The sequence below is a fragment of the Okeania sp. SIO2C2 genome, from assembly GCF_010692625.1.
Lineage (GTDB): Bacteria > Cyanobacteriota > Cyanobacteriia > Cyanobacteriales > Microcoleaceae > Okeania > Okeania hirsuta.
In genome coordinates, this window is the sequence record NZ_JAAHGM010000029.1 from 18,748 (window position 1) to 45,283 (window position 26,536).

General features: G+C 38.8%; 23 protein-coding genes and 1 pseudogene. 9 read left to right on the forward strand and 15 right to left on the reverse strand.

All coding sequences use genetic code 11. The features are described 5' to 3' along the window. Positions 1-2: 2 nt before the first annotated feature. From F6K18_RS21300 to F6K18_RS21320, 5 genes are all read right to left on the reverse strand, one after another. The gene (locus tag F6K18_RS21300) at positions 3-161 is read right to left on the reverse strand and encodes a hypothetical protein (protein WP_287523787.1); all 159 of its coding nucleotides are present in this window, start codon (positions 159-161) and stop codon (positions 3-5) included. A gap of 32 nt (positions 162-193) precedes the next feature. Next, entirely contained in the window at positions 194-700 is a 507-nt protein-coding gene (locus F6K18_RS21305) for a hypothetical protein (protein WP_287523788.1), read from the reverse strand. Between the two features lie 69 nt (positions 701-769). Further along, the gene (locus F6K18_RS21310; protein ID WP_287523790.1) at positions 770-1,219 is read right to left on the reverse strand and encodes a cupin domain-containing protein; all 450 of its coding nucleotides are present in this window, start codon (positions 1,217-1,219) and stop codon (positions 770-772) included. A gap of 819 nt (positions 1,220-2,038) precedes the next feature. Beyond that, positions 2,039-2,284, reverse strand: coding sequence for a photosystem I iron-sulfur center protein PsaC (psaC, locus tag F6K18_RS21315; RefSeq protein ID WP_006616272.1), 246 nt, complete (start codon positions 2,282-2,284; stop codon positions 2,039-2,041). 436 nt (positions 2,285-2,720) lie between these two features. Beyond that, on the reverse strand, positions 2,721-3,626 hold the full coding sequence (locus F6K18_RS21320; protein ID WP_287523792.1) for a CoB--CoM heterodisulfide reductase iron-sulfur subunit B family protein: 906 nt from the start codon (positions 3,624-3,626) through the stop codon (positions 2,721-2,723). 225 nt (positions 3,627-3,851) lie between these two features. On the opposite strand from F6K18_RS21320, the gene acpP reads away from it, so the two are divergent. From acpP to F6K18_RS21335, 3 genes are all read left to right on the forward strand, one after another. Continuing rightward, entirely contained in the window at positions 3,852-4,103 is a 252-nt protein-coding gene (gene acpP / locus F6K18_RS21325; protein ID WP_287523794.1) for an acyl carrier protein, read from the forward strand. Positions 4,104-4,165: 62 nt separating this feature from the next. After that, entirely contained in the window at positions 4,166-5,419 is a 1,254-nt protein-coding gene (fabF, locus tag F6K18_RS21330) for a beta-ketoacyl-ACP synthase II (RefSeq protein ID WP_287523795.1), read from the forward strand. A 420-nt stretch (positions 5,420-5,839) separates the two neighbouring features. Then, positions 5,840-6,016 carry a hypothetical protein gene (locus F6K18_RS21335; protein ID WP_287523797.1) on the forward strand — a complete coding sequence of 59 codons (177 nt, stop codon included), beginning with the start codon at positions 5,840-5,842 and terminating at the stop codon, positions 6,014-6,016. A gap of 81 nt (positions 6,017-6,097) precedes the next feature. Here the strand turns inward: F6K18_RS21335 and F6K18_RS21340 are convergent, their stop codons facing one another. The 4 genes from F6K18_RS21340 to F6K18_RS21350 form a co-directional block, all read right to left on the reverse strand. Then, entirely contained in the window at positions 6,098-8,182 is a 2,085-nt protein-coding gene (locus F6K18_RS21340) for a lipoxygenase family protein (RefSeq protein ID WP_287523800.1), read from the reverse strand. Next, positions 8,173-9,093 (reverse strand): RNA-guided endonuclease InsQ/TnpB family protein, encoded by a 921-nt coding sequence (locus F6K18_RS21345; protein ID WP_375341334.1) that lies wholly within the window; start codon positions 9,091-9,093, stop codon positions 8,173-8,175. The genes F6K18_RS21340 and F6K18_RS21345 overlap by 10 nt, the downstream gene beginning before the upstream one ends. Continuing rightward, on the reverse strand, positions 9,071-9,457 hold the full coding sequence (locus tag F6K18_RS37340) for an RNA-guided endonuclease InsQ/TnpB family protein (protein WP_375341335.1): 387 nt from the start codon (positions 9,455-9,457) through the stop codon (positions 9,071-9,073). Before F6K18_RS37340 ends, F6K18_RS21345 begins: the two co-directional genes overlap by 23 nt. A gap of 668 nt (positions 9,458-10,125) precedes the next feature. Then, a complete protein-coding gene (locus F6K18_RS21350) occupies positions 10,126-10,698 on the reverse strand; it encodes a hypothetical protein (RefSeq protein WP_124147856.1) in 573 nt (190 codons plus the stop codon). 314 nt (positions 10,699-11,012) lie between these two features. Between F6K18_RS21350 and tkt the strand changes: the two genes are divergently transcribed. Continuing rightward, positions 11,013-13,031, forward strand: a complete 2,019-nt coding sequence (tkt, locus tag F6K18_RS21355; protein WP_287523803.1) for a transketolase — start codon at positions 11,013-11,015, stop codon at positions 13,029-13,031. A 348-nt stretch (positions 13,032-13,379) separates the two neighbouring features. Beyond that, positions 13,380-13,715 (forward strand): hypothetical protein, encoded by a 336-nt coding sequence (locus F6K18_RS21360; RefSeq protein ID WP_287523805.1) that lies wholly within the window; start codon positions 13,380-13,382, stop codon positions 13,713-13,715. A 155-nt stretch (positions 13,716-13,870) separates the two neighbouring features. On the opposite strand, the pseudogene F6K18_RS21365 reads toward F6K18_RS21360, so the two are convergent. Beyond that, positions 13,871-14,161: pseudogene (locus F6K18_RS21365) on the reverse strand (RNA-guided endonuclease InsQ/TnpB family protein); the annotation flags it as partial. Between the two features lie 786 nt (positions 14,162-14,947). Further along, entirely contained in the window at positions 14,948-15,400 is a 453-nt protein-coding gene (locus tag F6K18_RS21370; protein ID WP_287523807.1) for a class I SAM-dependent methyltransferase, read from the reverse strand. A 498-nt stretch (positions 15,401-15,898) separates the two neighbouring features. On the opposite strand from F6K18_RS21370, the gene F6K18_RS21375 reads away from it, so the two are divergent. The 3 genes from F6K18_RS21375 to F6K18_RS21385 all read left to right on the forward strand — a co-directional run bounded on the left by F6K18_RS21375 (position 15,899) and on the right by F6K18_RS21385 (position 18,093). After that, on the forward strand, positions 15,899-16,108 hold the full coding sequence (locus tag F6K18_RS21375) for a hypothetical protein (RefSeq protein ID WP_287523810.1): 210 nt from the start codon (positions 15,899-15,901) through the stop codon (positions 16,106-16,108). A gap of 158 nt (positions 16,109-16,266) precedes the next feature. Then, the gene (locus F6K18_RS21380; RefSeq protein WP_287276482.1) at positions 16,267-16,419 is read left to right on the forward strand and encodes a hypothetical protein; all 153 of its coding nucleotides are present in this window, start codon (positions 16,267-16,269) and stop codon (positions 16,417-16,419) included. A gap of 486 nt (positions 16,420-16,905) precedes the next feature. Then, positions 16,906-18,093: a glycosyltransferase family 4 protein gene (locus F6K18_RS21385; RefSeq protein ID WP_287523812.1), complete on the forward strand. Its 1,188-nt coding sequence runs from the start codon at positions 16,906-16,908 to the stop codon at positions 18,091-18,093. A gap of 329 nt (positions 18,094-18,422) precedes the next feature. On the opposite strand, the gene F6K18_RS21390 is transcribed toward F6K18_RS21385, so the two are convergent. Beyond that, positions 18,423-19,628, reverse strand: coding sequence for an aromatic ring-hydroxylating dioxygenase subunit alpha (locus tag F6K18_RS21390; RefSeq protein ID WP_287523815.1), 1,206 nt, complete (start codon positions 19,626-19,628; stop codon positions 18,423-18,425). A 367-nt stretch (positions 19,629-19,995) separates the two neighbouring features. After that, positions 19,996-21,165 (reverse strand): IscS subfamily cysteine desulfurase, encoded by a 1,170-nt coding sequence (locus tag F6K18_RS21395; protein WP_287523818.1) that lies wholly within the window; start codon positions 21,163-21,165, stop codon positions 19,996-19,998. An 18-nt stretch (positions 21,166-21,183) separates the two neighbouring features. On the opposite strand from F6K18_RS21395, the gene F6K18_RS21400 reads away from it, so the two are divergent. Beyond that, positions 21,184-21,306 (forward strand): hypothetical protein, encoded by a 123-nt coding sequence (locus tag F6K18_RS21400; protein ID WP_275670478.1) that lies wholly within the window; start codon positions 21,184-21,186, stop codon positions 21,304-21,306. A 288-nt stretch (positions 21,307-21,594) separates the two neighbouring features. Here F6K18_RS21400 and F6K18_RS21405 read toward each other — a convergent pair whose 3' ends face one another. Continuing rightward, on the reverse strand, positions 21,595-22,224 hold the full coding sequence (locus F6K18_RS21405) for a type I restriction endonuclease (RefSeq protein WP_287523821.1): 630 nt from the start codon (positions 22,222-22,224) through the stop codon (positions 21,595-21,597). Between the two features lie 416 nt (positions 22,225-22,640). Continuing rightward, positions 22,641-26,294: a CHAT domain-containing protein gene (locus F6K18_RS21410; RefSeq protein WP_287523823.1), complete on the reverse strand. Its 3,654-nt coding sequence runs from the start codon at positions 26,292-26,294 to the stop codon at positions 22,641-22,643. Positions 26,295-26,536: the final 242 nt, after the last annotated feature.

The window sequence follows — 26,536 nt, forward strand, 5'->3', positions numbered from 1 at the left end:
AATTAAACTGTTATCAACAAATTTTGATAGGTTTGCATGAGATTGTTCAACACATAGGGATCTGAATTAGCATGGTCGAAGGTAATGCTTAACGGAACAGTCTGTCTTTGGTACAAATTGTGGCGTTGTCCAAAGTAAAATATAGACCGACCAGTTTTCATAACTTCACTGTGCATTTGAAATGATGTAAAGTTTAAGTAAGGTAGGTTGCCAATAAAATGAGAAATCTCCCATATAAGTCTAGGAACAGAATCAGTATCCATGTTGCAGTTTTCAATAGAGTCTCGTATACCCTACAAAACTTTGTCCAATCCATGGAAATAACATCATTAATAATCACATTTTTAAACCTATTATCTCCACCAACAGCAATAGGGAAAAAAACTGGAAGATTTTTAAACAGATACCATTCCCCATCAATTTTACGGGTACAAAAAGTCCACTCCAGAGATAAAGCTTTAACTAAATTCCAGACAAGATAACCTTGAAAAGATGCTCCTTGGGTGCTTTGAAAAGACCTTTCATAAACCTCACGAGGTTTTACCAAGTCTAACTGTATAGTTACTGAAAGGTTTGGGTTCAAGACAAATTCTTCATTATGGAAATAACGGAAAGACCACTGTTGATATTTGCTCAATTCATCAAGGTTGAGTTTAGTACCATGATATCTGTCTAAAGCTTCTTGTAAATCCATCTTCACTACTTTTTTTTACCTGAATATTTCAAATATAATATTAGGTAATTATTTCTTTGAAGCAGAACTCTCTTTTCAATCTGCATATCTAAAGTCTACAGACCCATCACTTCTGATAATCCCAGGCGTTTGAGTAGATAGGAAAAGCGTAGGTTCATCTCCTACCTCAAAACCATGGCTAATACTTTTTGGGAAATCAAGCACATCACCTGCTTGGTAAGGTATAGGCTTTCCGTTAATAACTACAACACCAGTTCCAGTAATTATTTTGATAATTGCATCTGATTCATCATGAATATGAGCTCTATGACGAGAATTAGGCAGGTACATTACAAGTTCTTCAACTATTGGTGCTTGTCCTGCTCTGGAAAATACCCCCAACCTTGCAACTGCAAAAGGTGGAGAATCTTCGATGACCTTAATTGGCATAAATTGACCCACAAGCTCTCTCATTGCTGAAGCAATCTTGTTGTAATTTGTAGTATTATCTACAAAATTAATTACTTCATTTAAATTGGGTGTCATTTCAGTTATCAGTTATCAGTAACTCGTGCAATAGGGAGGCTTGAAATACTTAGGACTTACCTAATTATTAATAATTAATAATTAATAATTAAATAATTCGCGCCTTGAAGCCTCCCCTTGATCGGGGAAAAAAAGCGGTCGATCTTCGTAGCTTCCCGTAGGGTGGGATGGCGATCTTCGGAGCGGCTCTGATAAGAGCAGGTCTCCTCGCTGTCCTCCAATCGACCAACAGAAGAAATAATATCTCCTTATATTCAATTCCGTAGCGGTTAAAACCCGAGGTAATTATCAATTATCAATTATCCATTATCCATTAATGAAGCAGATACGCTATATATACTGGTCAAAACTATTGTCCAATAGTTACTGTACTCTATACATAGTGCTTTTGCGTAAGTCCTGATACTAAAGTTTATTTTTTTCATCCCCTTAAACGGCTATGTTTTATCAACATATTTCTTAAGATCAAACTTGACAAAAGAGATAAGTCATGGAATTGCCATTGAATCAATATTTTGCAAGAGTACACCTATTTAAGAATAGGCTTTTCCATCATTTTACCTTCCCAAACTCCTGTAACAATTGTAGAAACTAAATAAAAAATAGAGGGAAAATTATTAATTCCCTCTACAAAATTTTTATTTATTATACCTTATAACAATCGCAGGAAAGGTTAGGACAGATCAAAAGCTTAAAACTCAGAAAATGTAAGATTTTTTCTTCTTCCTTCTTTCTTCTTCCTTCTTTCTTCTGCTATATCTAAAATTTTCCCTCCCTCCATTAAATCTCAAATCAAAAACCAATAGAGGGAAAAGAGTATTAGTAAGCGAGACCCATACTGCGAGTAGTTTCAGCGCCAAGGTAAACCCGGACACTCAAAAAGTCAGTAGGGCAAGCAGTCTCACAACGCTTACAACCAATGCAATCTTCAGTACGAGGAGATGAAGCAATTTGGCCTGCCTTACAACCATCCCAAGGTACCATTTCTAGAACGTCTAATGGACAAGCACGAACACACTGGGTGCAACCGATGCAAGTATCATAAATTTTTACTGAATGAGACATGAATTAAATTCTCCCAACAAATTGATTTTGCCGTACCTGCATAAAGGCAGATGAGACAGCAAGTTTTAGAAGTGAATGCTTCGACTTAGTTTACCGCACCACTTCTCATCCTTGATAAACATTGTTGAAAAACTTAAAATTTCTCAACGTTCGGGTAAATTAGTGATGAATGACCAAACTTTTTCAGAGTAGAGAAGCACACCTCCGAATTTATTTGTAGGAAAAAGTAAATATTAACAACTAGGGGATTTGCTTGAAAAGTTTCAGGCCAGGAGCAAGTTCCTCAGGCCAAAGCAAAAAAAATTTCTGATTATAGGGACGAACGCAGTTTGCTTCGCATAACTATCGTTAACGTCCCTACCTCTGACTCCTTAAATTCCCATAAAATTCATTCTGTCTCCTGTCTCCTGTCTCCTGACTCCTTCTTCAAAATAATTCAAAGTCCTAACTTTTCTAATACTGGACGAGTTGAAACTACATGACGATCCAAACCCAATTCTGTTGGAGAAATGCCCAAAGCTAAAGCTATTAGTTGAGGTAAATGTAACACTGGTAAACCTAACTTACGTCCAATCACTTTTTCTACCTCTGGTTGACGAGAATCTAAATTTAAGTGACACAAAGGGCAAGGCGTTACCATACAATCAGCACCTTTGTCAATAGCTTTGCTCACATGAGTTCCGGCCATTTGAAAAGCTTGATTAGTGGCATAACTAGAAAGAGGCCAACCACAACATTGAGTCCGGCCTCGGTAATAAATTGGAGTCGCCCCAATAGCCCGAAATACATTTTCCATAGATTCTGGTTGATAGGGGTCATCTAATGGCAAATTAGTTTGACCTCTTAGTAGATAGCAACCATAGAACGCAGCACAATTAAGGCCAGAGAGTTTACGGACAACACGATGTTGAATTTCTTCTAGACCATAATCTGCAACCAGGGCATGAAGTAAATGTTTGACCTCTGTGCTGCCTTGATAGGGAGAACAAGTCTGTTTTTGTAAGAGGCCATTAATTTGATCTACATAGTCAGGATTGACTTGTTGAGATTCCTTGAGACGTTCATCGACATGACCAATTACCCCTTGACAAGTACTACAGTGCGTTAGTAAGGCTAAATTTAGCTCTTCGGCCAAAGCTATGTTACGGGCATTAACAGTATCTTCTAGTAGTTGAGAATCCTCTTTAAAAGTGCCAGATCCACAACAGGCAGCTTTTTTCAATTCTATTAACTCTATTCCCAGAGCTTGAGTAAGAACTTGGGTAGATTGGTAAAGCTCCCGGCAAGCTCCTTGAGCAACACAGCCAGGGAAGTAAGCATATTTCAGTGTTTCAACAGGCATGATATTAACTAATAATATAAACTAACTATTATAGACATAGCTTATTACTATATATAATTTCTTTGTTACTTATTTATAATTAAAGGCTTGTTATGATACAAAATTTAACCACAAAATAAAAAAAGGCATTTAGAAAACTCATTTGCCTGTGTGCCGTAATAGAGGGGTCTCAGTTTTCAGATAAGATTATATACGCGACATCCAAACTAAAAAGGAGAAAATTTTATGAGCCAAGATGACATTTTTGATAAAGTACAGGGAATTGTGTCCAGCCAGCTAGAAAAACCAAAAGAAGAAATCAAACCAGAATCTAATTTTGCCAATGATTTAGGAGCTGATTCTCTAGATACCGTAGAGTTAGTTATGGCATTGGAAGAAGAGTTTGACATCGAGATTCCAGATGAAGTAGCAGAACAAATTTCTACCGTTCAAGCTGCTGTGGACTATATTGAAAAGCAAACAACAGCCAAAGCATAACATCCCGATCAAAAACCCAAAGTTTCTGCCTTCTGGGTGTGGAACTTCTGAAAACGAAAATTATGACAAATTCTGAGTTGAAACGGGTAGTTGTCACAGGAATGGGTGCTTTAACACCTATTGGCAACACCCTATCTGACTATTGGAACGGGTTATTAACTGGTAAAAATGGTATAGGCCTAATAACCAGATTCGATGCCTCAAAACACAAATGTCGTATTGCTGGAGAGGTGAAAGACTTTAAGCCTCACGACTATATAAAAGATCGCAAACAGGTAAAACACATGGATCGTTTTGCACAATTTGCGGTGGTAGCTAGTAAACAGGCAGTTGCTGATGCCCAGCTCGTAATTAATGACCTGAATGCAGAACAGGTAGGGGTGATGATTGGTACTGGGGTAGGTGGCCTAAAAGTATTAGAAGATCAACAAGAAATATATCTGACTCGTGGTCCTTCTAGGTGTAGCCCCTTTATGATTCCAATGATGATTGGTAATATGGCCGCAGGGTTAACTGCAATTCATACCGGAGCTAAAGGGCCAAACTCTTGTTCTGTTACTGCCTGTGCTTCAGGGTCTAATGCTATAGGAGATGCTTTTCGTCTGATCCAAAGGGGATTTGCTCAAGCAATGATTTGTGGTGGGACTGAATCTGCAGTTACTCCTTTAGGATTAGCAGGGTTCGCTTCTGCCAAAGCTTTATCTACTCGTAATGATGACCCAGCTCATGCAAGTCGTCCTTTTGACCGCGATCGCGATGGCTTTGTCATGGGTGAAGGTGGAGGTATTCTGATTCTAGAAGAGTTAGAATATGCCCTCAGTCGAGGGGCGAGAATATATGCAGAAATTGTTGGCTATGGCATGACCTGTGATGCCTATCACATGACTTCCCCCGTACCTGGCGGAGAAGGGGCAACTAGAGCTATGGAGTTAGCGATCAAAGATGCTGGCTTAACTCCGGAAGAAATTAGTTATATAAATGCCCACGGGACCAGTACAGGAGCAAATGACCCAACAGAGACAAAAGCTATTAAAAAGGCACTAGGTGAAAATGCTTATAAGGTAGCAATTAGTTCAACTAAGTCAATGACTGGTCACTTATTAGGTGGGTCTGGAGGTATTGAAGCTATAGCAACAGTAATGGCGATCGCCCATGACAAAATTCCACCGACTATCAATCTAGATAATCCCGATCCAGAATGTGACCTAGATTATGTCCCTCATGTAAGTCGTGCTTACAAAGTAGAAGCAGCCTTATCCAACTCATTTGGATTTGGAGGGCATAATGTAACTCTAGCATTTAAGAAATATGTCTAGAGGTTAGGACTAGAAATTATTTAGGGGGCGCAAGCCCCCTTTTTTACTAGCTATTAGCTATTAGCTGTCAGCTATCAGCCTAAAAAGGTAGTGCATAGATAATGGTATCTGTTTGCGGAGATTCCGGAACGGAAACGCTTTTTAACAAGCTATCAGCGCTTCAGCTATCAGCGCTTCCCTGCGGGATGCTACGCAAACAGCTAAAATCTGCGTGTTCGGCATCCCCCACGCTTATTTGAAAAATAGAGTTGTTGGGAAATAAGAATTGAACAATGCTCAAAAGCTTACTATATAAGCTTTTCAGGAGTTTAGGCCTAAAAAACGCTATAAACTTTGACTAATAAGGGTTTTAGCCATTTTTTTCGCTTAATTCCCAACAACTCTATTATATAAGGATTGTAGCTATTGGCGACTAATATCATGTCCGTTGGTATCGTTTGTGTAAAAGTTAGCGTGGATATCTACAGGAAATTTAAGTTTTTTTCTTGCCTGTTGCCAGATGAGCTGTTGCCTGTTGCCTATTTACTATACAAGACCGATGCTACCGAACATGAGATAAAAGATGTTGGAATTGTTGCTCTGTCTAGGTTGGAGTGATTTTTTCCCTCTATTTAGGGACAACTCTAGTAGATCAATAGCCTGATGGAAAGCGATCGCATTTCCCCACTTTGCTATCTGCTAAATATTGATGCTTTGAGGAATTTGGGAAGGGAGGAAAAACTCGTAAGGCATTAAACGGTCAGCATGGCGATTTCGGTCCTTAATTGTGGTCTCAGCCGCTTGTAAATTGTCCTGGAATTTCTTCAAAGCCGCTTGTAATTGATTATTATTTGGAAATGCTGATGGGGAATATTTACCTAGCTGGGTGTAATAGACAGAGCCAAGTAAATAAAGCGTATCAATCTGTTTTTGAGCTTGACTGAGTGAAGGCAAACCTTTGATGAAACTCTCAGGATCTTGGGAATTTATTGGGGCTGGAAGATAGCGAGCCAAAGGAAATGCTGGCGTATACATCATTTCTTGTTGAGAAAAGTTCACCGCTGCGTGTTGAGCGCTCGCCGTAAAAATCACTGTCGAGATTGTTTTGACTAAACAATTTATGGTGTTAAATTTGCCTTGTCCATCATCACCAAAGTTTTGCAGCCGTCCCCCTTGCAAAGAAACTAATGTTGAGCCCCAAGTTTGTAAATCGGTATCACTCTCAACTGCTGAGTCGTTTCTGTAGCAGATGTTGAAATAATCCCGTACCCAAATTTCAATAGCATTCCAAATCAGTAACCCGTCATCTCGGTAGGGATAGGTTGGTAACTTGTTAATATCAGTTACACGCCGATTGGCTAAAGTTTGGGGAAATGAAATTTCATTAAAGTTAAACAAATAACTTTGTGCAGCTTTAGCCGCCATAGCTTGATCGCCACCGACGCTGCTGGCTAATAGAGAGTCTACCGTACCACCGGGCGCAACTAATATTGCATGAGCGCCGTAATTGATCAGCACAGTCCCCTCGAAATGAGGTACCAAAAGTTTTCTTACACAATGATCTTCGGGTAGGTGATTAGTGGGAACAATAAAAGGCTCCACAACTAAATCAGTGCGCCCCAAATGGCTGATGAGTTCATGATAGTTAGAATCAGTCATTTGGACGATGTTTTTAGCAGTCATCCAAGATTCCCCATCTAGGGGCGTAAACAAAATCCATTCAGTGCTAATGGCTGTTCGTTGATAACTAATGGCAACCGGAAATAAAGGTCTAGACCAACTGTCAGCAGGTGGAACGGCAAATAGTGCCACTGGAGTAGCAATATACTTTTGCTGTTCTAATTCTCGGCTAACAAAAGAACCGTTAACCAAGCTATTCAAAAGCGCATAGTCAGCAACGTAAAGCCGACCGTCTGCCATTGCTGCCTCCAGTGAATCAGCGAACCCAAACTTGGCCGCAATTTGGGAATATTGTTCTGGGGTAACTGGTAAACGAGAATCACTGACTTGGAATTGCTCAATTACCAGGGGGTTTGGTCCAGCAACTTGTAAATAAGCAAATATCAGGTCTTGTTGGAAGTTATAGGCGATCGCCGGTTTGCGGATAATTGTGAATTGCTGGTCGTAATCATCAAGGGTGGGAGACTGTGGAGAAAATTCTACACTTGAATCTGAAGTAGAAAACTTAGTAGCATCAGCTATTTCTGCTAGTTTGGCACTGTATTTGACTATTTTCTTAAGATTGTCTAATAAAGTTTTTTCACCAGTAGATGCTAACTCATCGATCTTTTCTTGGGGGATTTGAGATAATTTATTTTCAATTTCTTTAAAATCATTATCAATTATTTGCACAAGGTTTTCCTCGGCAGATTTTTGTTGAGAAAGTTCTTGCCATTGGCCGTCAATTTCCGGGTCTTTGTCAATTTTTTCTAAGTTTAAATTTAGTTGCTCAACTACATCTTTTAAACTTTCCTCTGGGATGTTGCCAAAATCATTACTAATTGGAAATAATTTAGTCCATTCAAAAGATTTTGCTTTTGATAAGCCAGAATTTTTAGAAAGGGAGCTATTTATGAATATTTTGAGCAGAGATAATACTACCTTGATCAGCCATTGCAGAGTTGGAAATGTGCCTTTAGGTAGCTGTATTAAAGGAAAACCGACAATTTTATCTATAATTTTGTTTCTTGGTACATTTGTCATCGCCAGAGGATTGAGATAGCTGTAATTATATTCATATTCAGCTGGGAAGTAACGCTCTATGATGTACAACGCTATTGACATCCTCCCGACGCTGCTCTACGAGACAGCGCGGGATTCCCTAGCATCACTGTTAGAGACTTTCTGTTTCTTAGCACCCGCCTTCCGGGATTTAGTCCCAGAAGGTCTAAAAGCGCGCTCCACAGACTGACACTGCGAGTCCCGCAGCCTTCTTGGTGGGCGTTCCCTTGCGTCTTTCGCACCCCGCGGGTTCCCATCCGCAAAATGTTTATACTGGCGTTGATGTCCCTGTCATGGTGAGCTGCACACTCTGGACAATCCCACTCTCTAATGTTTAATGGTAATTTTTCTACTGTGTGCCCACAATTAGAACAACGTTTAGAACTGGGAAAGTATCTATCAATTTTGACTAACTTCCGTCCATACCATTCAGCTTTGTATTCTAATTGCCTGACTAATTCTCCCCAGTTGGCATCACTTATCGCTCTAGCTAATTTATGGTTTTTGACCATATTCTTTACTGCTAAATCCTCAACGACAACAGTTTGATTTTCTCTAATTAGTTGAGTGGTTAGCTTGTGGGTATAATCAAGTCTTGAGTCTTTAATTTTTGCGTGTATCCTGGCTACTTTCAGCCTAGCCTTTTGGTAGTTATTAGATCCCTTAGTTTTTCTCTTTAGAGACTTTTGAACTAATCTTAGTTTTTTGTGCAACTTATTCAGATTCTTAGGGTTAGTTACTTTTTCTCCATCACTGGTACTAACTAAACTGGTAATTCCTAAATCAATGCCTACTTGCTTCTTAATCGGTTTAAGTCTCAAATCTCTGATGTCGTTGACTCTCAAAGACACAGACCATCTACCAGAGGGGTCAAGTTTAACTGTGATTGTAGTTGGCACAGAGTTTTCTGGTAGTTGCCTACTCCATCTAATAGGCAACGGTTCAGAACATTTAGCGATCTGAGACTTGACCATCTTTCCACTTAAATGCGGACTTTGTAAATTCTGCACTACCACCATTACGCTTTTTCTTAAAGTTGGGATATTTGGCGCGTCCACTAAAGAAGTTAGTAAAAGCTGTTTGTAGATGTCTTAAACCTTGTTGTAATGGGACACTGCTTACTTCAGTTAGGAAATCTAAATCTTCCTGCTTTTTCCAATTCGTAAGCATGACCGAAGTTTGCTTATACCCTACTCGTTCTTGTTTCTCGTACCAAGCTTGAGTTCTTGCTGCTAAAGCTTTGTTGTAGATTAAACGCACACAACCCAATGTCCTACGCAACAGGTTTTCCTGTTCTGGAGTAGGATAGAATCTAAACTTGTAAGCTTTTTCAACCATTGACTGCTTACCTATTCAATATTTACATTTTAGCATATTATCTGTGAAACTACAACATTGATTGGTTTTCCCATACGACGCTCCCCTTCGGGAGAGCGCAGGTCTTCAACCAACGTTGAGATAAAAAAGCTGCCAATTTGACTAGAGTCGTGGCAGTGTTTTTTTCGCTATTTTTTAGATAAAGAATTTGCTAGTTGGATTTCAGACATATTTTGCTCTTTCCGTTAGAAAACATTGAAGCTATTTTAGTATAATTTGTATCTTGATTTTAAGAATAAGGGAACTTCAACAACATCTTCTAATGGGTGGAATTTAGACAAAACAGAGTCAGAAAATATTCTCAAATATAGATATGCAGGGTTTTTTCCCTCAAAAAGGCATTAATTCTTAACAGCAAGCGGGTTTTCCGGCAGAATGCGGAGCTAACAGGCATTTTTTATACCATAAAATGTTTAAGTAACACTAAAAACTTTTTAACACCCGATCAAATTTAACCAGAGTTGCAGCATTGAGTCATTGGTGACTCCCCATAAGTTGGACTATTTGAAGAAACTGCTGATTTTGAAGTTGCGTAGTATCAACTTAGAATCCCCTAGCTGAAGCCTAGGGGAGTAGTCAATCGAATAACTTTATTCCTTAACTTCACCAAAAGACTTTTTCAGCAAAAGCTACTTATTACTTTTAGTCACAACAATGCAAGTTTCCTGAACTTTAGCAAGCATATCGTGAAAAGCAGGAGTTTTTTGGCCATTTTTATCCACAATCTTCCTGAGAATATAGCTCCCTGCAGGAATCAAACCAAAAAAGATATTATTTCTGCGATACCAGGTCATACCATCGACACTATCTTCCGTTTGGATCATCTCAAAGCCAAGAATCCAGCGAGGAAATTGTATTCCATAAAATTGGGGAATCACATCTGCCCGTCTCAAAGTATTATCCTGAAAAAGTATCTTGATGAGCAATTTTTGGGACTTATTCTGCTGAAGAAGTCTTCGTCCAGCAACTGAAGGATGAAATGTCCATTGAAAGGGATCGTGAGTCCTCACTGACAAGGTTAGAGTCTCAGGATTCCATGAAGCAGAAGCATTCAGAGTCAGACAATCCTCTGGTAGATCGTTTCCATCCATAAAGTAGATACCCTGTAAGACTTCGGGTAAATCTGTACCTTTTCCTGTTGACATCCAAGTTTGGATATCATCAAAGCGGCGTTCTTCTATAGTAGTGTTATCTTGATTCATCTAGGTATCTCCAAACATTAGATATTAATACTTTTAGGAATGCGGCTGGGAGATAAAACCTTATAGACAGTTTCATACCCTGAACCTCATAATAATAACTAAAGTCCACACCATAAGTTTAACTTCATAAGGGCCTTAAAATTTTTGACTTGATAACTTCCCTTGCCTAGAGATCCCTACAATGAGATGATCTGTAATGTATATGGCCTGAGAACAATTCCAGAGTAGTATGACTGTAGTATCACAGTATACAAATATCTGGTTTATTCGCTCCGGCATTCACACATTCAATTAAGTATATAGAAACGATAACTATGGTTGTTGCAACTCAATCACTCGAAGAACTTTGTATTAACTCAATCCGCTTTTTAGCAATTGATGCAGTTCAAAAAGCTAATTCTGGCCATCCTGGACTACCCATGGGTGCTGCACCAATGGCCTTTGTCCTCTGGGATAAGTTCATGCGCTTTAACCCTAAAAATCCTAAATGGTTAAATCGCGATCGCTTCGTTCTCTCTGCTGGCCACGGCTGTATGTTACTTTACGCTCTCATGCACCTCACAGGTTTTGACAGCGTACCTATGGAGGAAATTAAGCAATTCCGTCAGTGGGATTCTAAAACTCCTGGCCACCCAGAAAATCATATTACTGAAGGTATCGAAGTTACTACAGGTCCACTAGGACAAGGTATTGCTAATGCTGTAGGATTAGCTGCTGCTGAAGCTCATTTAGCTGCTACATTCAATAAGCCAGACTGTAACCTAATTGACCATTACACTTATGTGATTATGGGTGATGGTTGTAACATGGAAGGAATTTCTGGTGAAGCTGCTTCCCTAGCTGGACATTGGGGGTTAGGTAAGTTAATTGCCTTCTATGATGATAACCACATTTCTATTGATGGTCATACAGACATTTCCTTTACTGAAGATGTAAGTAAGCGTTTTGAAGCTTATGGTTGGCACGTTCAGCACGTTGCTGATGGTAATACCGATCTAGACGCGATCGGTGACGCTATTGAAAAAGCAAAAGCGGTTACTGACAAACCTTCTTTGATCAAAGTTACTACTCTGATTGGTTATGGTTCTCCTAACAAAGCTGACACTCACGATGTTCACGGTGCAGCACTCGGACCTGATGAAGTAGCAGCTACTCGTAAAAATCTTGGTTGGGAATATCCAGAATTTGAAGTTCCTGCGGATGCTCTGAGTCATTTCCGCAAAGCAGTTGACCGCGGAGCAAAATATCAGGAAGAATGGGATAAGTTATTCTCTGACTATAAATCCAAGTATCCTGAAGATGCAGCTACTTTAGAAAGAATGGTAAGTGGTAAATTACCTGAAGGTTGGGCGGATGCACTACCTAAATATACTCCTGAAAGCAAGAAAGATGCTACTCGTAACCAGTCTGGTGCAACACTAAATGCTATAGCTGGAGTTTTACCCGAATTAATTGGTGGTTCTGCTGACTTAGCTCCTTCCAACAAAACTCTACTTAAAGGTTTAGGAGATTTCCAAAAAGGTCAATACCAAAACCGGAATATGCGTTTTGGTGTGCGGGAACATGGTATGGGAGCTATTTGTAACGGTATTGCTCTACACGGTTCTGGTTTAATTCCTTATGGTGCGACATTCTTGGTGTTCACAGATTATATGCGGAATTCTATCCGTTTATCTGCTTTAGCTGAAGCTGGTGTTATTTGGGTAATGACTCACGACTCCATTGCTTTAGGTGAAGACGGACCAACTCACCAACCAGTTGAACATATTGCATCTTTACGTTTGATTCCACAATTACTTGTGATGCGTCCTGCGGATGGTAATGAAACTTCTGGTGCGTATAAGGTTGCAGTGGAAAAGGCTAAAGCAAGCCATCCTCAACCTACTTTGTTAGCATTATCTCGTCAAGGTTTGCCTAATTTAGCGGGTAGTTCTATTGATGCGGTTGCTAAGGGTGCTTACATTCTCACTGACAGCGATGGTACTCCTGACATTATCTTAATTGGTACTGGTGGCGAAACTTACCAATGTGTTGATGCTGGTGAAAAACTCCGTGCTGAAGGTAAGAAGGTGCGGGTGGTTTCGATGCCATGTTGGGAGTTATTTGAAGAGCAGGATGCAGCTTATAAGGAGTCTGTGTTCCCTGCTGCTGTTAAGAAGCGTTTGGCAGTGGAAGCTGGTGTTAGTTTTGGTTGGCATCGTTATGTGACTGATGAAGGTGCGACTTTGAGTGTTGATACTTTTGGTGCTTCTGCTCCTGGTGGTGTTGTGTTGGAGAAGTATGGTTTCACTGTTGATAACATTGTTGCTAAAGCTAGGGAAGTATTGGGTTAGTTTTGATGGTGGATAAGCATTCAGCATTCAGCACTCAGCAGTCAGCTAGAGTTATAACTTTACAGGTAATAACTTTGAAGTTTATAGTTGTCTTAACTTGAGTGCGTAGTGTTATATCTGCCTATTAACTATCTCAAATTATTAACTATAATTAAAGAGGTTCTCTATTTCTAGAGAACCTTTTTAATTTTTATAGCAATTTCCTTCAGTATGTTTCAGGATTTATTCTTGTTTTTATTAATAAAAAATAAGTTAGTTTTCCGTGATTTTACTATTGCTGAGGAAATATTTAGACAGTTATAATTACACTAAGAAAAAATATTTACTTAATAACAAGAAAAAATAGTTATGGATGAAGCTGTAAGAAAGATAGCAGGTGTAGGATTGCCTGGTGTTATACTTTTAATTGCAATAGCAACGACAGGTTTTAGTGGTGCTGCAGCAATTACAGCAGCATTAGCAATGTTAGGACCGGGTGGAATGATTGGTGGTGTTGTATTTTTGGGAATAATTGGACTTGCATCAGATGCACTGACAAAGTATGGGTTAGAAGCTTTATTGAAAGGAGTTTATCTACAGAGAAAATCCGATGGTGAACCTTTATCAAATCTCTCTAAAGAAATTAATGGTTTACCAATTTCATTAGAACTTAAACTAATAGTAAAAAATGCTATTGGAGCCTAATAGTTAAAACTAAAGCATAAGTCGATTTGGTTTTTATTGACTTGATTATCAATTATAATTAAAGAGGTTATGCTTCATAAAACCGATATAAAACGTCATAATTAGTGACATTTTAATGTTTACTTCCTGCTTCTTGTGAGGCCGTCGGCGGTTACTCATCCAAAGGCATTGACGGTCAAGCCGACCGCATCTCTCAAATTCAAGCTAGCATTCAAATCACGGTCTATGGATATGCCACATTCAGGGCATTCATAAGTTCTCAAGTTTAATGGCATATCCTGAATATGACCGCACCTACTGCAAGTCTTTGATGATGGAAAAAATCTATCTACTATTACTAGCTCATAATCATACCATTGACACTTATATTCTAGCTGTCGTCTAAACTCATAAAAGCCTTGGTCGGCTATAGACTTAGCTAGCTTGCGGTTAGCTAACATACCGCTTTGGGACTTCTTGGTTCAGGTTTAGGCCATCTCAGTTGAATCCTACCCTAACCACTCATACTTTTTGCTACAAATCATACTTTTTGCTACAAACTCTCTTGTTGACAAAAGCAATAATTTTGTTTATCTTTTTTTTTTTAATAACTTCATTCTTCTTGGGCAGGTGCAAGTGACTCAAGAAAAAAGGCATTGCTGAGGAGCAGGATGAATATAAGTGGTAAGTGGAGGCAGGCAGAATGCCTGTCCCCATCCTGCCTGTCCCTGCCTGCGGTGAAAATATCAGGAACGGGCAAGTATAAACGGGCAAGATGCCCATTCTACTTCCACTTCCACAAAACTATTAAAATCATCCCGCATTTATGGAACGCCAGAAAAAAGTTTGAACTAGAGGTAGTAGAAGTAGTGGCAACTCATCCGCAATATAGATTAGTTTTGTGTAAAGTTATTTCAGAAAATTACAGTTAGTAAGTTTCAGGATGGATTATGATTTTTTTTATTTAAAAATCTGTTTATTTTTAGCCCACATTCCACACTTCAAATATAGTACAAAGCTGATAGTAAAAGGGGTTGACTTATAAATATCACTACATCTACAAGGCTACCCTGACTTTTACCGAATAATGTAATGTTTAAAGCCTCTCCTTTTAAGGAGAAAAAAGAAAAAATTTTCACGCTCCGCGTCAATCCTCTTCTTTTCAAGGAGAGGTAATAATTAATAATTAATAATTAATAATTAATAATTAATAATTAATTATTAATTGTTGAAACCAGACGCTTCATCAGAAATCAAGCTTTTCGAGCAATAACATTTGCCCATAGGGAACGACGCCAGGTAATATCAATGTCCACAAAGCCAATTTCTCTCAGCCAATCTACCACTGTCATAATAGGGATATGCTGGTCATAGCGTCGATCGTGATCCCAAAAATGATTCCATTCCTCATCCGTTGCCCCTAGCTCATAAGCTGCTCTTTTCCATTGCTCATTATAGCGTTCATGGATCTGATTATTAATCCCACGAAAGATATCGGAGTAAGAGAATAACCCATCAGACTTTAACAACCGATGTACATTGTGGAACAATTGTTTTTTATTGGCATCATTTAGATGATGCAGACTGATGTATGATATCGCGTAATCAAAGGTGGCTTCTTTGAAATCCAGTGTCATGAAATCCTGCTCATAGAGGTGGATTCGCTCATTCTTCGCAAAGCGCTGCGGCTGGATAAATTTACCCATTTGAAATAGTCTATAATTAAAAAGTTTTTCTAGTAATCAACAACCCTTTTAATTGATCTGAATTATCAGAAGAATAAATATTATGACTAAAGCTTCTGTGAAAAAAATACCGCCATTAAAATAATTTCAGAAACAATTGACAAAGTAATGGAAAGCAAAAATATTTACCAAGAATTAGATCAAAATAAACTCATTCAGACTTTCTCGAAATTATTAGATTAAAGTGTCACATCAGATGGTAATACCTCTAGATGATGAACGACTGAGAAAGAAAGTGAGAGGTGTAATGTCAATAGAACTATTATCGACAATATTTGATAATTACTCCAGAGCAAATAGAAATGTTTAATGTTGCATTAGAAGGGAATATTGAGGTAAGTTGTCTATTAGATACTAATATAGTTTCAGTAGTTATAAACCAGAATTAAAAAATTATAGTAGGAGATGATGACTCAAGCTTCCGTAGAAAATAATACAGTTATTAAAAGAATATCATAAATGATTGACCAAACAATGGAAAATGATAGTCTTGATCAGGAATTAGATCGAGATGAATTTATTCAGACTTTCTCGAAATTATTAGATAGAGTGTCACCTCAAATTTTCCTATCTCTCAATGATGAACAACTAAAAAAAAGGGTTGAGAGAGTTATGTCAACAGAGTTATTATCGACAATACTTGATGATTTTACCTCAGAAGAAAAATAAATTTTTAATGCTGCAGTAGAAGGGAGATATTAAGGTAAGTGATATACTAAATATTAGTATGGTTTCAGCAGTTGTAAACCAGAATTAAAAAATTATAGGAGGATATGATGATTCAAGCTTCCGTGTTTAATGAGTTTTGTTAAGAAATTACAATTTTATTGTTAAACAATTTATCAATTATCGAAAAAACATCAGAAATTAATATAGACTTGAGACGAAAAGGAAGAACAATATCAAATTTCGATCTATTCATCGCAGCAATGGCAATAATTTATAATTTAACTCTGGCTTCTATGATTTTGATATTTTGAGAGTTCAGGGGATAAATGCAGAGAATTACTTACAGGCTAAATAGAGCGATCGCAGTTACTTAATATTTTTTAATAATTCCTCATGCTTGTATAATTATACTTATTTTTATTGATTGCTTGAGATTTTGAGTTAGGGGAAATTAATGATATCTTAAAAAGATAATGGAATAATAGTTATTAGTATTAAGTGAAATGATCGTGTATATATTAATTCTATCCCAGTATCAAGTTCGTCTTTCAGTCATTTAATAGCCTTGACAAAATTTATAAAATAGTCTAGGGATAAAAATCTCACTTGCATAAACATCATTATTATATTAAGTATATTTTTTGGTATAGTAATTAACCAGAATTAACTCACATCGCCAAGAATAGTTGAATTAAAGCATCCGTGTAATTTATTGAGAAAATGTTAAATATTAAAAATCATCTTTGAAGTAAAATTACTAAAAATTAAGAATTGTAAAAAATGGGAGTTATGCAGTAATGAAAATTCTTGTATTAAGCTGGGAGTTTCCACCAAGAATTATTGGAGGCATAGCACGTCATGTTGCAGAATTATATCCAGAAATGGTGAAATTAGGACATGAAGTGCATTTAATCACAGTCAAGTCTGGCGAAGCGCCAATGTATGAAATTGTAGAAGGGATAGAAGTACATAGAGTGCCAGTCGGACCAAGTCAAAACTTCTTTCATTGGATAGCAAATATGAATGAAGCTATGGGTCGTCATGGAGGGAAACTAATAAAAGAAGAGAAAAATTTTGATATAATTCATGCCCATGATTGGTTAGTCACCGATGCAGCGATCGCTCTTAAACATATCTTTAAACTACCATTAATAGCTACAATTCATGCCACAGAAAATGGTCGTCACAATGGTATTCATAATCATAGCCAACAGTACATAAATGAAAAGGAAAAAGAGCTAGTTTATAATGCTTGGCGAATTATTGTTTGCTCTAAATATATGAAGCTAGAAGTAGCAAGAACTTTAGACAGTCCTTGTGATAAAATAGATATAATTTATAATGGTATTTGTGCTGAAAAAAAACCAAGTAGAGATGAGTTTGATGCAGTAAATTTCCGCAGGCATTTTGCAGAAGATCGAGAAAAAATTGTCTACTATTTAGGTAGGATGACCCCAGAAAAAGGTCTTTCTGTGTTAATTCATGCAGCACCGAGAGTAATTGCAGAAATGGGAGACAGGGTAAAATTTATTATGATCGGCGGCGGAAAAACAGACCTTTGGAAAAAAGAAATATGGCATTTGGGAGTTTCTGAAAGATTTAATTTTACCGGGTTTATGTCTGAAGAAAATTTAGATAAGTTTCAAGCGATCGCTGACTGTGCAGTATTTCCCAGTCTGTACGAACCTTTTGGTATTGTTGCCCTAGAAAGTTTTGCCTCGCGAGTGCCTGTGGTGGTTTCGGATACGGGTGGTTTACCAGAAGTGGTGGAACATGGTAGAACAGGTATTGTCACGAAAGTTGGTAATTCTATTTCTTTAGCACAAGGCATTGTAGAGGCGTTGAGAGACTCTGATTATATGCAAAAATTGGTTAGTAATGCTTATCAGGAATTAGAATATAAATTCTGTTGGGGTAGGATAGCGAAACAAACAGATATGGTTTATCAGAGAGTGGCAGCAGAAAGGTTGCAAGTGGTTTGGTAATATCATGTCCGCTTGAATACTTACACTTTGGAGGAAGGAAGGCAGGAGGCAGAAAGCAGAAGGCAGAAGGCAAAAGGCAGGAGGCAAAAGGCAGGAGGTAGAAGGGAAGAAAAGCTTAGAAGGGATAAAGTTTTTCGATCTATTATCCGGACATGATATAATCAGGACTTACGCACGGACGCTAAATCCAGAGGACGCCATTCGGAGCTTGGCGTTAACCAATGCCATTCGCCCCTACATATGACGTTTTCAAGGTGAATTTGCGTAAGTCGCGATCGTATCAAACCAGGGGGAATTAGACATAAAAAAATCTCCAATCTTCATAACTACTAAATCTTTGTGATTCTATCTCCTCCTGACTCCTGACTCCTGACTCCTGACTTCTTTTCAGAAGATTTCATATAATTTAGCAAATTGATTTGATATTGATAGACTGATTGTTCTAAATCTTTCGCGATCGCACCAATAGAAAAATAGGGAGACTTTAGTGACCGTTGTTGTTGTTCGCACACATAAATATCCTCAGCTATAAAATCCCCAGATGCGAGGGGGTCTTCCTCATTACCCGTAACATACTTATCCCATTTTCCCTGCGCAAAATAATTCCAAGAATTCCATTCCTGCTGCATATACTTCCAGTTGGATACACGCATCACCTTCGACCTAATTTCCACAATTGAGCGATCGGGAGCAACTGGAATTACGTGAAACGTAGACCAGCTTGATTCAGTTTCACTTAATTCCAGATTGGGAAATAGCATCGGTACATAAGCACCAATTTTATCTTTTGGCACGTGATTAATCAGGGGTAGTGGAGAGTTATTCTCTAGTCCTTCCAGATAATCCTTTGTTAGTGGTTCATAAAAATGAAAATGCTCGCCCACAAACCCAGTCTGCTGTCGCCGATGGTTATACATAAACAGGGTTTGAGAATGGAGGTGAGGTAAATGATAACCGTCAATATAATTTTCGACAATAATTTTCCAGTTAGCGTTAATCTGGTGACGAGTTCTACCTTCTACATATTCTACCAGTTTTTCTGGCTGATGAGGGCCTAAGTATGGTTCAATAGGACTAAACCAATTAACTAAAGAGCTAGCATGAGTGTCGGGGTGAACAAAAATCATACCTCGCCAAATCCCTACTGAAGCTTTATAGAGGGATAGGGTTTGGAAATCTAGACCCGGAAATTGGGTTTTGCATTCTGGTACAGCGACCAGGTTGCCATCAAGATTATAAGTCCAGTCGTGGTAAGGACAAGCGATCGCTTTCTTACGTTTCCCAGAAGTCCGAAGTAGTTGCGTACCACGGTGACGACAGATATTGTGGAAAGCACGCATCTGTTTGTTATCATCCAACAGCACCAAAATATTATTAACTCCTGCTTGCACAGTCAGATAATCTCCTGATTGGTTCAGGTCTTCAACAAATCCAGCAAATTGCCAGGTCTGACTAAAGATAGTTTCTTGTTCTCGGTCGAACCAATCTTGTGATGTATATGCTTCAATTGGTAATATTGGCTTTGTTATTGTCATTTCAGTTATCAGTTATTAGTTATCAGTTATATTATGTCCGGTAGCATCGTTTGTGTATAAAATTAAGGTGATAATGGGAGAAAACCTTCTGCCTTCCTTCTACAAAAGTCTAAGAGAGGGAGCGCTCTGTTTCTAGAGATTGAAGTTTGATTCATCTGTTGGACAATAGTTATAATTTTTTGACACCAGGCACTTAATAGACTTGTCGCTTTATAACTATAAAAAACTGCTCAACCCTTATCATGTAAGGATTTTAGCAATTTCTAGTGCAAAACGTCTGGAATTACTACTGTGTCTTAATTTGAGCGATTTTTTCTATCTATCGGACTCTTTGCATCCATCCGTGCATCCGTGGCCAAATCCGTGTCTAGCCCTGACTTCTACTTGCTTGCCGTAAAGATGTAATAGTGGCGATCGCGTGTTCGGCCACCAAGTCTATTTCTTCAGCAGTATTAAACCGCCCGATACCAAAACGCACGGAAGCATAAGCTAATTTTTCTGAGCGTCCCAAAGCGGCCAAAACATGGGAAGGTGCTATTTTTGCAGAAGTACAAGCGGAACCGGAAGAGACCGCCACCACAGGTTGTAACCCCAATAACAATGCTTGCCCATCTACACCCTCAACACTAATATTCAAATTTCCTGGCAAACGCTGAGTCGGATGTCCGTTGAGAAAAATATTTTCCACTGTTTGCAGCTTTTCCCACAACCGTTGTCGCAAAGTAGTTAACCGTTTTGCCTCTGACTCCATTTCTGTTACTGCCACTTCTACAGCTTTACCAAAACCGACTATTTGGGGAGTATACAAAGTGCCAGAGCGCATTCCTCTTTCGTGACCGCCCCCATGTATTTGAGGTGCTAATTTTACTCTGGGATGACGACGACGCACATAGAGAGCGCCAACACCTTTTGGACCGTAAATTTTGTGGGCAGTTAATGATAGTAAATCAATATTCATTGTCTGCACATCTAGAGGAATTTTCCCAATAGCTTGTGCAGCGTCAGTATGGAAAATTACTGAATTTTCTTTACATATTTCTCCTATTTTTGCCAAGGGTTGTAAGACACCAATTTCATTATTTGCTGCCATAATAGAGACTAATATTGTATCAGGACGTAAGGCAGTTTTTAGGGAAGTTAAATCAATAATTCCATCTGTATTTACAGGTAAATAAGTAACTTCAAATCCCAAGTTTTGTAAATATGTACAGGGGTCGAGGACGGCGTTATGTTCTGTGGCAATAGTAATAATATGTTTACCTTGATTGAAGTAAGCTTCAGCGACTCCTTTTATTGCTAAATTATTTGCTTCTGTCGCTCCACTGGTAAAGACAATTTCTTCGGGGGTGGCGTTAATAGCTGAAGCTAAAATTTCTCTAGCTTTTTTAACTGCTGCCTCTGCTTCCCAACCATATTGATGAGTGATACTGGCAGGGTTGCCAAAATGTTCGGTGAAATAGGGCAACATTGTTTTTAATACTCGTTCATCAAGAGGAGTAGTCGCGTTGCAGTCGAGATATATAGGACGTTTTAACATAATAATTAGGGTTTGTGTATGGAAAGTCTTTTAGTAGGGGTAGGAGACAGGAGACAGGAGACAGGAGACAGGAGAAATGGGAATGAGCGAGGAGATAGGAGTAAGAATTGTCCCAAGATTGTTCTGTGTAGGGGGAAATAATTTATACAGCGCTTCCCGTTGCCCGTGAGGTACACCCCGAAGATGGCTAGATTGCCTCACTACAATATTTTCATCATTTACCCTGTATCTCATTTGCCCAAAATATGCTTTCATTAATGGATAATGGATAATTGATAATTACCTCTGGTTAAAACCGTTCTTGATTGAATATAACGAATATTTTCTTTTTTTTTCCTTAAAAGGGGAGGCTTCAAGGCGCGAATTATTTAATTATTAATAATTAATTATTCGGTAATTATTGATTTGATTTTTTATTATTGTAAATGTTTAATTGATAACTTGACCTAATTTTTTTAAGATACTGAGTACATTATAAAGTTCATTATTTTGGGGATTAGAAATTGTGAATTTTTTAGATAAAGCATATTGAGGTGAATTTTGTTTGACTAATTTGATAAATTGAAAATCATCTCCGTTAGTTACTAATCCAAAAATTGGTTGTTCTGGATGAGGATTAGCCATCATATAAGTAAGGGCTTGAGGGATACCATTAATTATAGATAATCCAGCATTTTTTGACTCAATTACTAATAACCATAGATGATGTTTAAAAACTATTATATCAATCCGACCTTTGATTATTTCATCCTGTGTTTCCACAGAAACATCAATAGAATTTTCATCTACAATATCAAAAGGAAGCTGATAAAAATTTGCCCAAGCAAGTAGGGGAGCAATTACTGTCATTTTTACTAAATTTTCTGAAATTTCCCGATGTTTAATAGCATTCAAATAATTTGCTTTTGCTCGGTCTAACACTTGTTTTTCTATATCGGTTATCTCTGGTAAACCATCAAACCATTCTCTAAAGAATTGAATATCATCTGTTTGGTTGAGACTAAATTTATGCTCAACATCAATCATATTTAGTTTATTTGCTTGAATAATTGCTGTCATGTTTTTCGTCTGTTGTATTATACCATTGAAAAAAACAGTAGTCCAGTAGGGTGCGTTAGCGGTAGCGTAACGCACCAGAACCCTATATCTATATCAGGACTTACGCATAAGGTACGAAAAATTAGGATTTGAGATTGTTTTCCGGGACGAAATGCTCCGTAAACCCTGTAGGTCGCAATGACGAAAATACGTTGTACTGCTTAAGTCTTATATGTGTCACTGGGTAAGTCCTGTTCGTATTATATCATGTTCGGTTAAATACTTAGCCAAATCTTTCTCGATCTCCCTACACTCCCCATAATAGCACGATCGCTACTTTTTAGCTTACCATCTTATCTTCTTTCCTTCAGCATAACTCCTGTTTCCTCCTGAATTCAGAATTCTGACTCCTGACAACTGATAACTGATAACTGAACTCACCCTTCTCCTTGACAAACAAAACCTGCCCAATAATAAGGATGATTAAAGGGTTTTTCGCCCCCTATTGATTTTTTAGCTTCGCTGACTAAATCCAAAACTTCCTGACAGTTATCAGCTATTTTCTCCTGTTCCTCATACTCTCTGCTCCCTTCTTCAAACTCTTCTAATACTTCCTCTGCATTCTCCAAACTTTCCTCCGCTTTTGCCAAAGTTAACTCCTTCAACTCCATCTGTGCTTGCCATAACGCATCCGCACTCGGAATACCTTCGGCGCGGTTGCGGTGGTAAAAATATGATAAAATTGTCGTTGCTAAATCATTGACTGCCCACAAACTACTAATAACATTCGACGCACCTGCTGATAAAAAGGCGGCGCTGAGGGTAAAAATATCGTCCGTTAATTCTGAGTTTCCTAATGCTGTTTCACAACAGGAAAGAAATAAATCCCCTAACTGGGGGAAACGAATGCTGGCATTCAGCAACTCCCCTAATGTTAAGTCCGTGTCTCCTAGCAATAACTTCGACTCCAAAGGTTCGGTTAAATTAGATTTGGCGTGGTGACTGGAGAGTAAACCTAATACTTTCTCTCTCGTCAACAACTGTTTATACTTAGTTTTGGTTGCCTGTTTGCTGCCTTTGAGATGGTGTTCGGGGGCGACTCCATAAATTTGTGATACTAATTTGCATTCTGTGGGGGTGTATTTTAAATCATCTCTGGTATTTTCGACGATACCGTAACGTGGTAGGTTTTTCTCTGAATATGGCGCTTGTTGCCGACAAAATGTTAATACTTGGGTGCTTGGTGCTATTCTCACCCGAAATTTATCCCCTAAATATTGTCCGTTTTCTAGGGGTAACGCTGGTAAGGGAATTTGATGCAGAAACATAAACGGCACCAGAATAATTTCTTTGATATCCGTGAGTTTTTCTATCAGTTGGTTGATTTGCAGTCTGTCTGCTAATTCTTTTAACATTCCCTCCATTTTGTCTTGCCATTGTTTGTATAAATGGTGTTTCTGTTGTTTCCGGGATGCGTTAAAGTCGGAAAGACTAATTTTCTCTTCCCTGCCATCCTTGAGTTTAACTACTACATTAGATGGTTTGGGGTTAATTGATTCAATGGCATTAATATCGCACTTGGCTAAATTTGCCGCTGCTTGACGTTCTGCTAAATTATTTATTTCGGCGTAGGGTTCTAACCAATCTTCCCCTAACCACTGTTGCAAATTATTTAAACCTTGCTCTTGACAACGATGTAATTTAACACCTGCTTGAGTGAGGATAAAAATATAAGTGTCATTTTTAGTAGTGTAGAAACTCAGGAGAGCAACATCTTCTCTCTGTTCCCTGTTCCCTGTTCCCTGTTGCCTAATTTCCAACAACTCCTTCATTTTCTCCACACTAACACTCGGCGCTTGAATACCGTCCGCTAAAACCTGGTCTAACCGACGCATCTTTTGCCAAATTTCCCGTTTTTCAGCTATTAACTTTCCGATATCCTCCGTAATATCATCCCACTCATCGCGGGTAACATAACGACTCGCTCCAACTTTTTCCTTATTATTTTCTGGCGTTTCTAACTGCCGACGTAAATTGTCAATTTCCCCTTGTTTCTCTTCCATTTCTGATTCTAACTTGCGGATATATTCTGGCACTTCGCCATTTTTGTATAAATCTTTCGTGAGAATTAAATCCAGCAAGCGACGACAGCGGAATCTTTCTACAGTTTCTAATGCTTTGTCATATTGTTGGGCATTAACGCAAACTTGAATCATGTTTTCATAGACATGTATATTGTTACGCAAGATTTCTTGCCTGGCTATTTCGTCGGGTATCCAATCTCGACTTTGCTCGATGGCGGCAATAGCTATTTCATAGTTATCGATGGCGAGTTGATAGTTTTTTTGTTTTAAGGCTAAGTTGGCTAAGTTACGGGCGGTTTTTAAGCAGTTTGCTGGTAAGGTATCTGGTTTCCTGACTCTCAAAGCAGCTTGGAAGCAGGCAATGGCAGATTCTATGTTGTCGGCTGCGTTACCTTTGATTCTCTTTTTGTAGGCTAATCCTAGGTTGTATTGAGTCATAGCCCAATCTCGGGGGTAGTTAGATTCAGTTCTCACTCTCAAAGCAGCTTGATAGTAGGCAATGGCGGATTCTATGTTATCGGCTGCCTTACCTTTAATTCTGTTTTTGTAGGCTGTTCCTAAGTAGTTTTTAGTCTCTGCCCAATTTTGGGGGTAGTTAGATTCGGTATATACTCTTAAAGCAAATTGGCAGTAGTTAATAGCAGATTCTTTGTTGTCGGCTTTGTTACCTTTGATTCTATTTCTGTAGGCTGTTCCTAGGCAGTTTTGAGTCATAGCCCAATCTCGGGGGTAGTTAGATTCAGTTCTCACTTTCAAAGCAGCTTGATAGTAGGCAATGGCAGATTCTATGTTCTCGGCTGCCTTACCTTTGATTCTCCTAAAGTAGGCTGATCCTAGACTGTTTTGAGTCATAGCCCAATCTCGGGGGTAGTTAGATTCAGTTCTCACTCTCAAAGCAGCTTGATAGTAGGCAATGGCGGATTCTATGTTATCGGCTGCGTTACCTTTGATTCTACTAGAGTAGGCTGATCCTAGGTAGTCTTGAGTCTCTGCCCAATCTCGGGGGTAGTCAGATTCAGTTCTCACTCTCAAAGCAGCTTGGTAGTAGGCAATGGCAGATTCTATGTTCTCGGCTGTGTTACCTTTGATTCTACTAGAGTAGGCTATACCTAGGCAGTCTTGAGTACTTGCCCAATCTCGGGGGTAGTCAGAGAGGGTATATACTCTCAAAGCAGCTTGGTAGTAGGCAATGGCGGATTCTATGTTGTCAGCTTTGTTACCTTTGATTCTAGTATAGTAGGCTATACCTAGGTTGCGTTGAGTCATTGCCCAATCTTGGGGATAGGCACAGAGGGTATATACTCTCAAAGCAGCTTGGTAGTAGGCAATGGCGGATTCTATATCGTCGGCTGCGTTACCTTTGATTCTACTAGAGTAAGAGTAGGCCGATCCTAGGTTGCCTTGAATCATTGCCCAATCTTGGGGGTAGTTAGATTCGGTGAATACTCTCAAAGCAGCTTGGTAGTAAGCAATGGCGGATTCTATGTTCTCGGCTGTGTTACCTTTGATTCTAGTATAGTAGGCACCAGCTAGGTTGTTTTGAGTCTCTGCCCAATCTTCGGGGTAGTCAGATTCAGTTCTCACTCTCAAAGCAGCTTGGTGGTAGGCAATGGCAGTTTCTATGTTGTCGGCTTTCTTACCTTTGATTCTACTATAGTAGTAGGCTATACCTAGGCAGTCTTGAGTCTTTGCCCAATCTTCGGGGTAATCAGAGAAGGTTCTCACTCTCAAAGCAGCTTGGTAGTAGGCAATGGCAGATTCTATGTTGTCGGCTTTCTTACCTTTGATTCTGTCACTGTAGGCTGATCCTAGGTTGCCTTGAATCATTGCCCAATCTTGGAGGTAGTTAGATTCGGTGAATACTCTCAAAGCAGCTTGGTAGTAGGCAATGGCGGATTCTATGTTCTCGGCTGTGTTACCTTTGATTCTCTGACGGTAGGCTGATCCTAGGTTGTTTTGAGTCTTTGCCCAATCTTGGGGGTAGTTAGATTCGGTGAATACTCTCAAAGCAGCTTGGCAGCAGGCAATGGCAGATTCTATGTTCTCGGCTGTGTTACCTTTGATTCTCTGACGGTAGGCTGATCCTAGGCTATTTTGAGTCTTTGCCCAATCTTTGGTGTTTTCTTCATGGTGACTGAGGGTGAATAAATATCCGGCGATCGCTATTTCTATTTGTGCTTTTCTGTTTCCCCTTGGAAACTGCCAAATATGAAAACTCAGGTTTTCGATTAATGCAACAGTAGTATCGG

What these genes read in the sequence shown, in the direction of transcription:
- F6K18_RS21300 (WP_287523787.1), bottom strand. Translation starts at nt 161, where the DNA reads ATGAAAACTGGTCGGTCTATATTTTACTTTGGACAACGCCACAATTTG.
- F6K18_RS21310 (WP_287523790.1), bottom strand. Translation starts at nt 1,219, where the DNA reads ATGACACCCAATTTAAATGAAGTAATTAATTTTGTAGATAATACTACA.
- psaC (WP_006616272.1), bottom strand. Translation starts at nt 2,284, where the DNA reads ATGTCTCATTCAGTAAAAATTTATGATACTTGCATCGGTTGCACCCAG.
- F6K18_RS21320 (WP_287523792.1), bottom strand. Translation starts at nt 3,626, where the DNA reads ATGCCTGTTGAAACACTGAAATATGCTTACTTCCCTGGCTGTGTTGCT.
- acpP (WP_287523794.1), top strand. Translation starts at nt 3,852, where the DNA reads ATGAGCCAAGATGACATTTTTGATAAAGTACAGGGAATTGTGTCCAGC.
- fabF (WP_287523795.1), top strand. Translation starts at nt 4,166, where the DNA reads ATGACAAATTCTGAGTTGAAACGGGTAGTTGTCACAGGAATGGGTGCT.
- F6K18_RS21335 (WP_287523797.1), top strand. Translation starts at nt 5,840, where the DNA reads ATGTCCGTTGGTATCGTTTGTGTAAAAGTTAGCGTGGATATCTACAGG.
- F6K18_RS21340 (WP_287523800.1), bottom strand. Translation starts at nt 8,182, where the DNA reads ATGTCAATAGCGTTGTACATCATAGAGCGTTACTTCCCAGCTGAATAT.
- F6K18_RS21345 (WP_375341334.1), bottom strand. Translation starts at nt 9,093, where the DNA reads ATGGTCAAGTCTCAGATCGCTAAATGTTCTGAACCGTTGCCTATTAGA.
- F6K18_RS37340 (WP_375341335.1), bottom strand. Translation starts at nt 9,457, where the DNA reads ATGGTTGAAAAAGCTTACAAGTTTAGATTCTATCCTACTCCAGAACAG.
- F6K18_RS21350 (WP_124147856.1), bottom strand. Translation starts at nt 10,698, where the DNA reads ATGAATCAAGATAACACTACTATAGAAGAACGCCGCTTTGATGATATC.
- tkt (WP_287523803.1), top strand. Translation starts at nt 11,013, where the DNA reads ATGGTTGTTGCAACTCAATCACTCGAAGAACTTTGTATTAACTCAATC.
- F6K18_RS21360 (WP_287523805.1), top strand. Translation starts at nt 13,380, where the DNA reads ATGGATGAAGCTGTAAGAAAGATAGCAGGTGTAGGATTGCCTGGTGTT.
- F6K18_RS21370 (WP_287523807.1), bottom strand. Translation starts at nt 15,400, where the DNA reads ATGGGTAAATTTATCCAGCCGCAGCGCTTTGCGAAGAATGAGCGAATC.
- F6K18_RS21375 (WP_287523810.1), top strand. Translation starts at nt 15,899, where the DNA reads ATGATTGACCAAACAATGGAAAATGATAGTCTTGATCAGGAATTAGAT.
- F6K18_RS21385 (WP_287523812.1), top strand. Translation starts at nt 16,906, where the DNA reads ATGAAAATTCTTGTATTAAGCTGGGAGTTTCCACCAAGAATTATTGGA.
- F6K18_RS21390 (WP_287523815.1), bottom strand. Translation starts at nt 19,628, where the DNA reads ATGACAATAACAAAGCCAATATTACCAATTGAAGCATATACATCACAA.
- F6K18_RS21395 (WP_287523818.1), bottom strand. Translation starts at nt 21,165, where the DNA reads ATGTTAAAACGTCCTATATATCTCGACTGCAACGCGACTACTCCTCTT.
- F6K18_RS21400 (WP_275670478.1), top strand. Translation starts at nt 21,184, where the DNA reads ATGGAAAGTCTTTTAGTAGGGGTAGGAGACAGGAGACAGGAGACAGGA.
- F6K18_RS21405 (WP_287523821.1), bottom strand. Translation starts at nt 22,224, where the DNA reads ATGACAGCAATTATTCAAGCAAATAAACTAAATATGATTGATGTTGAG.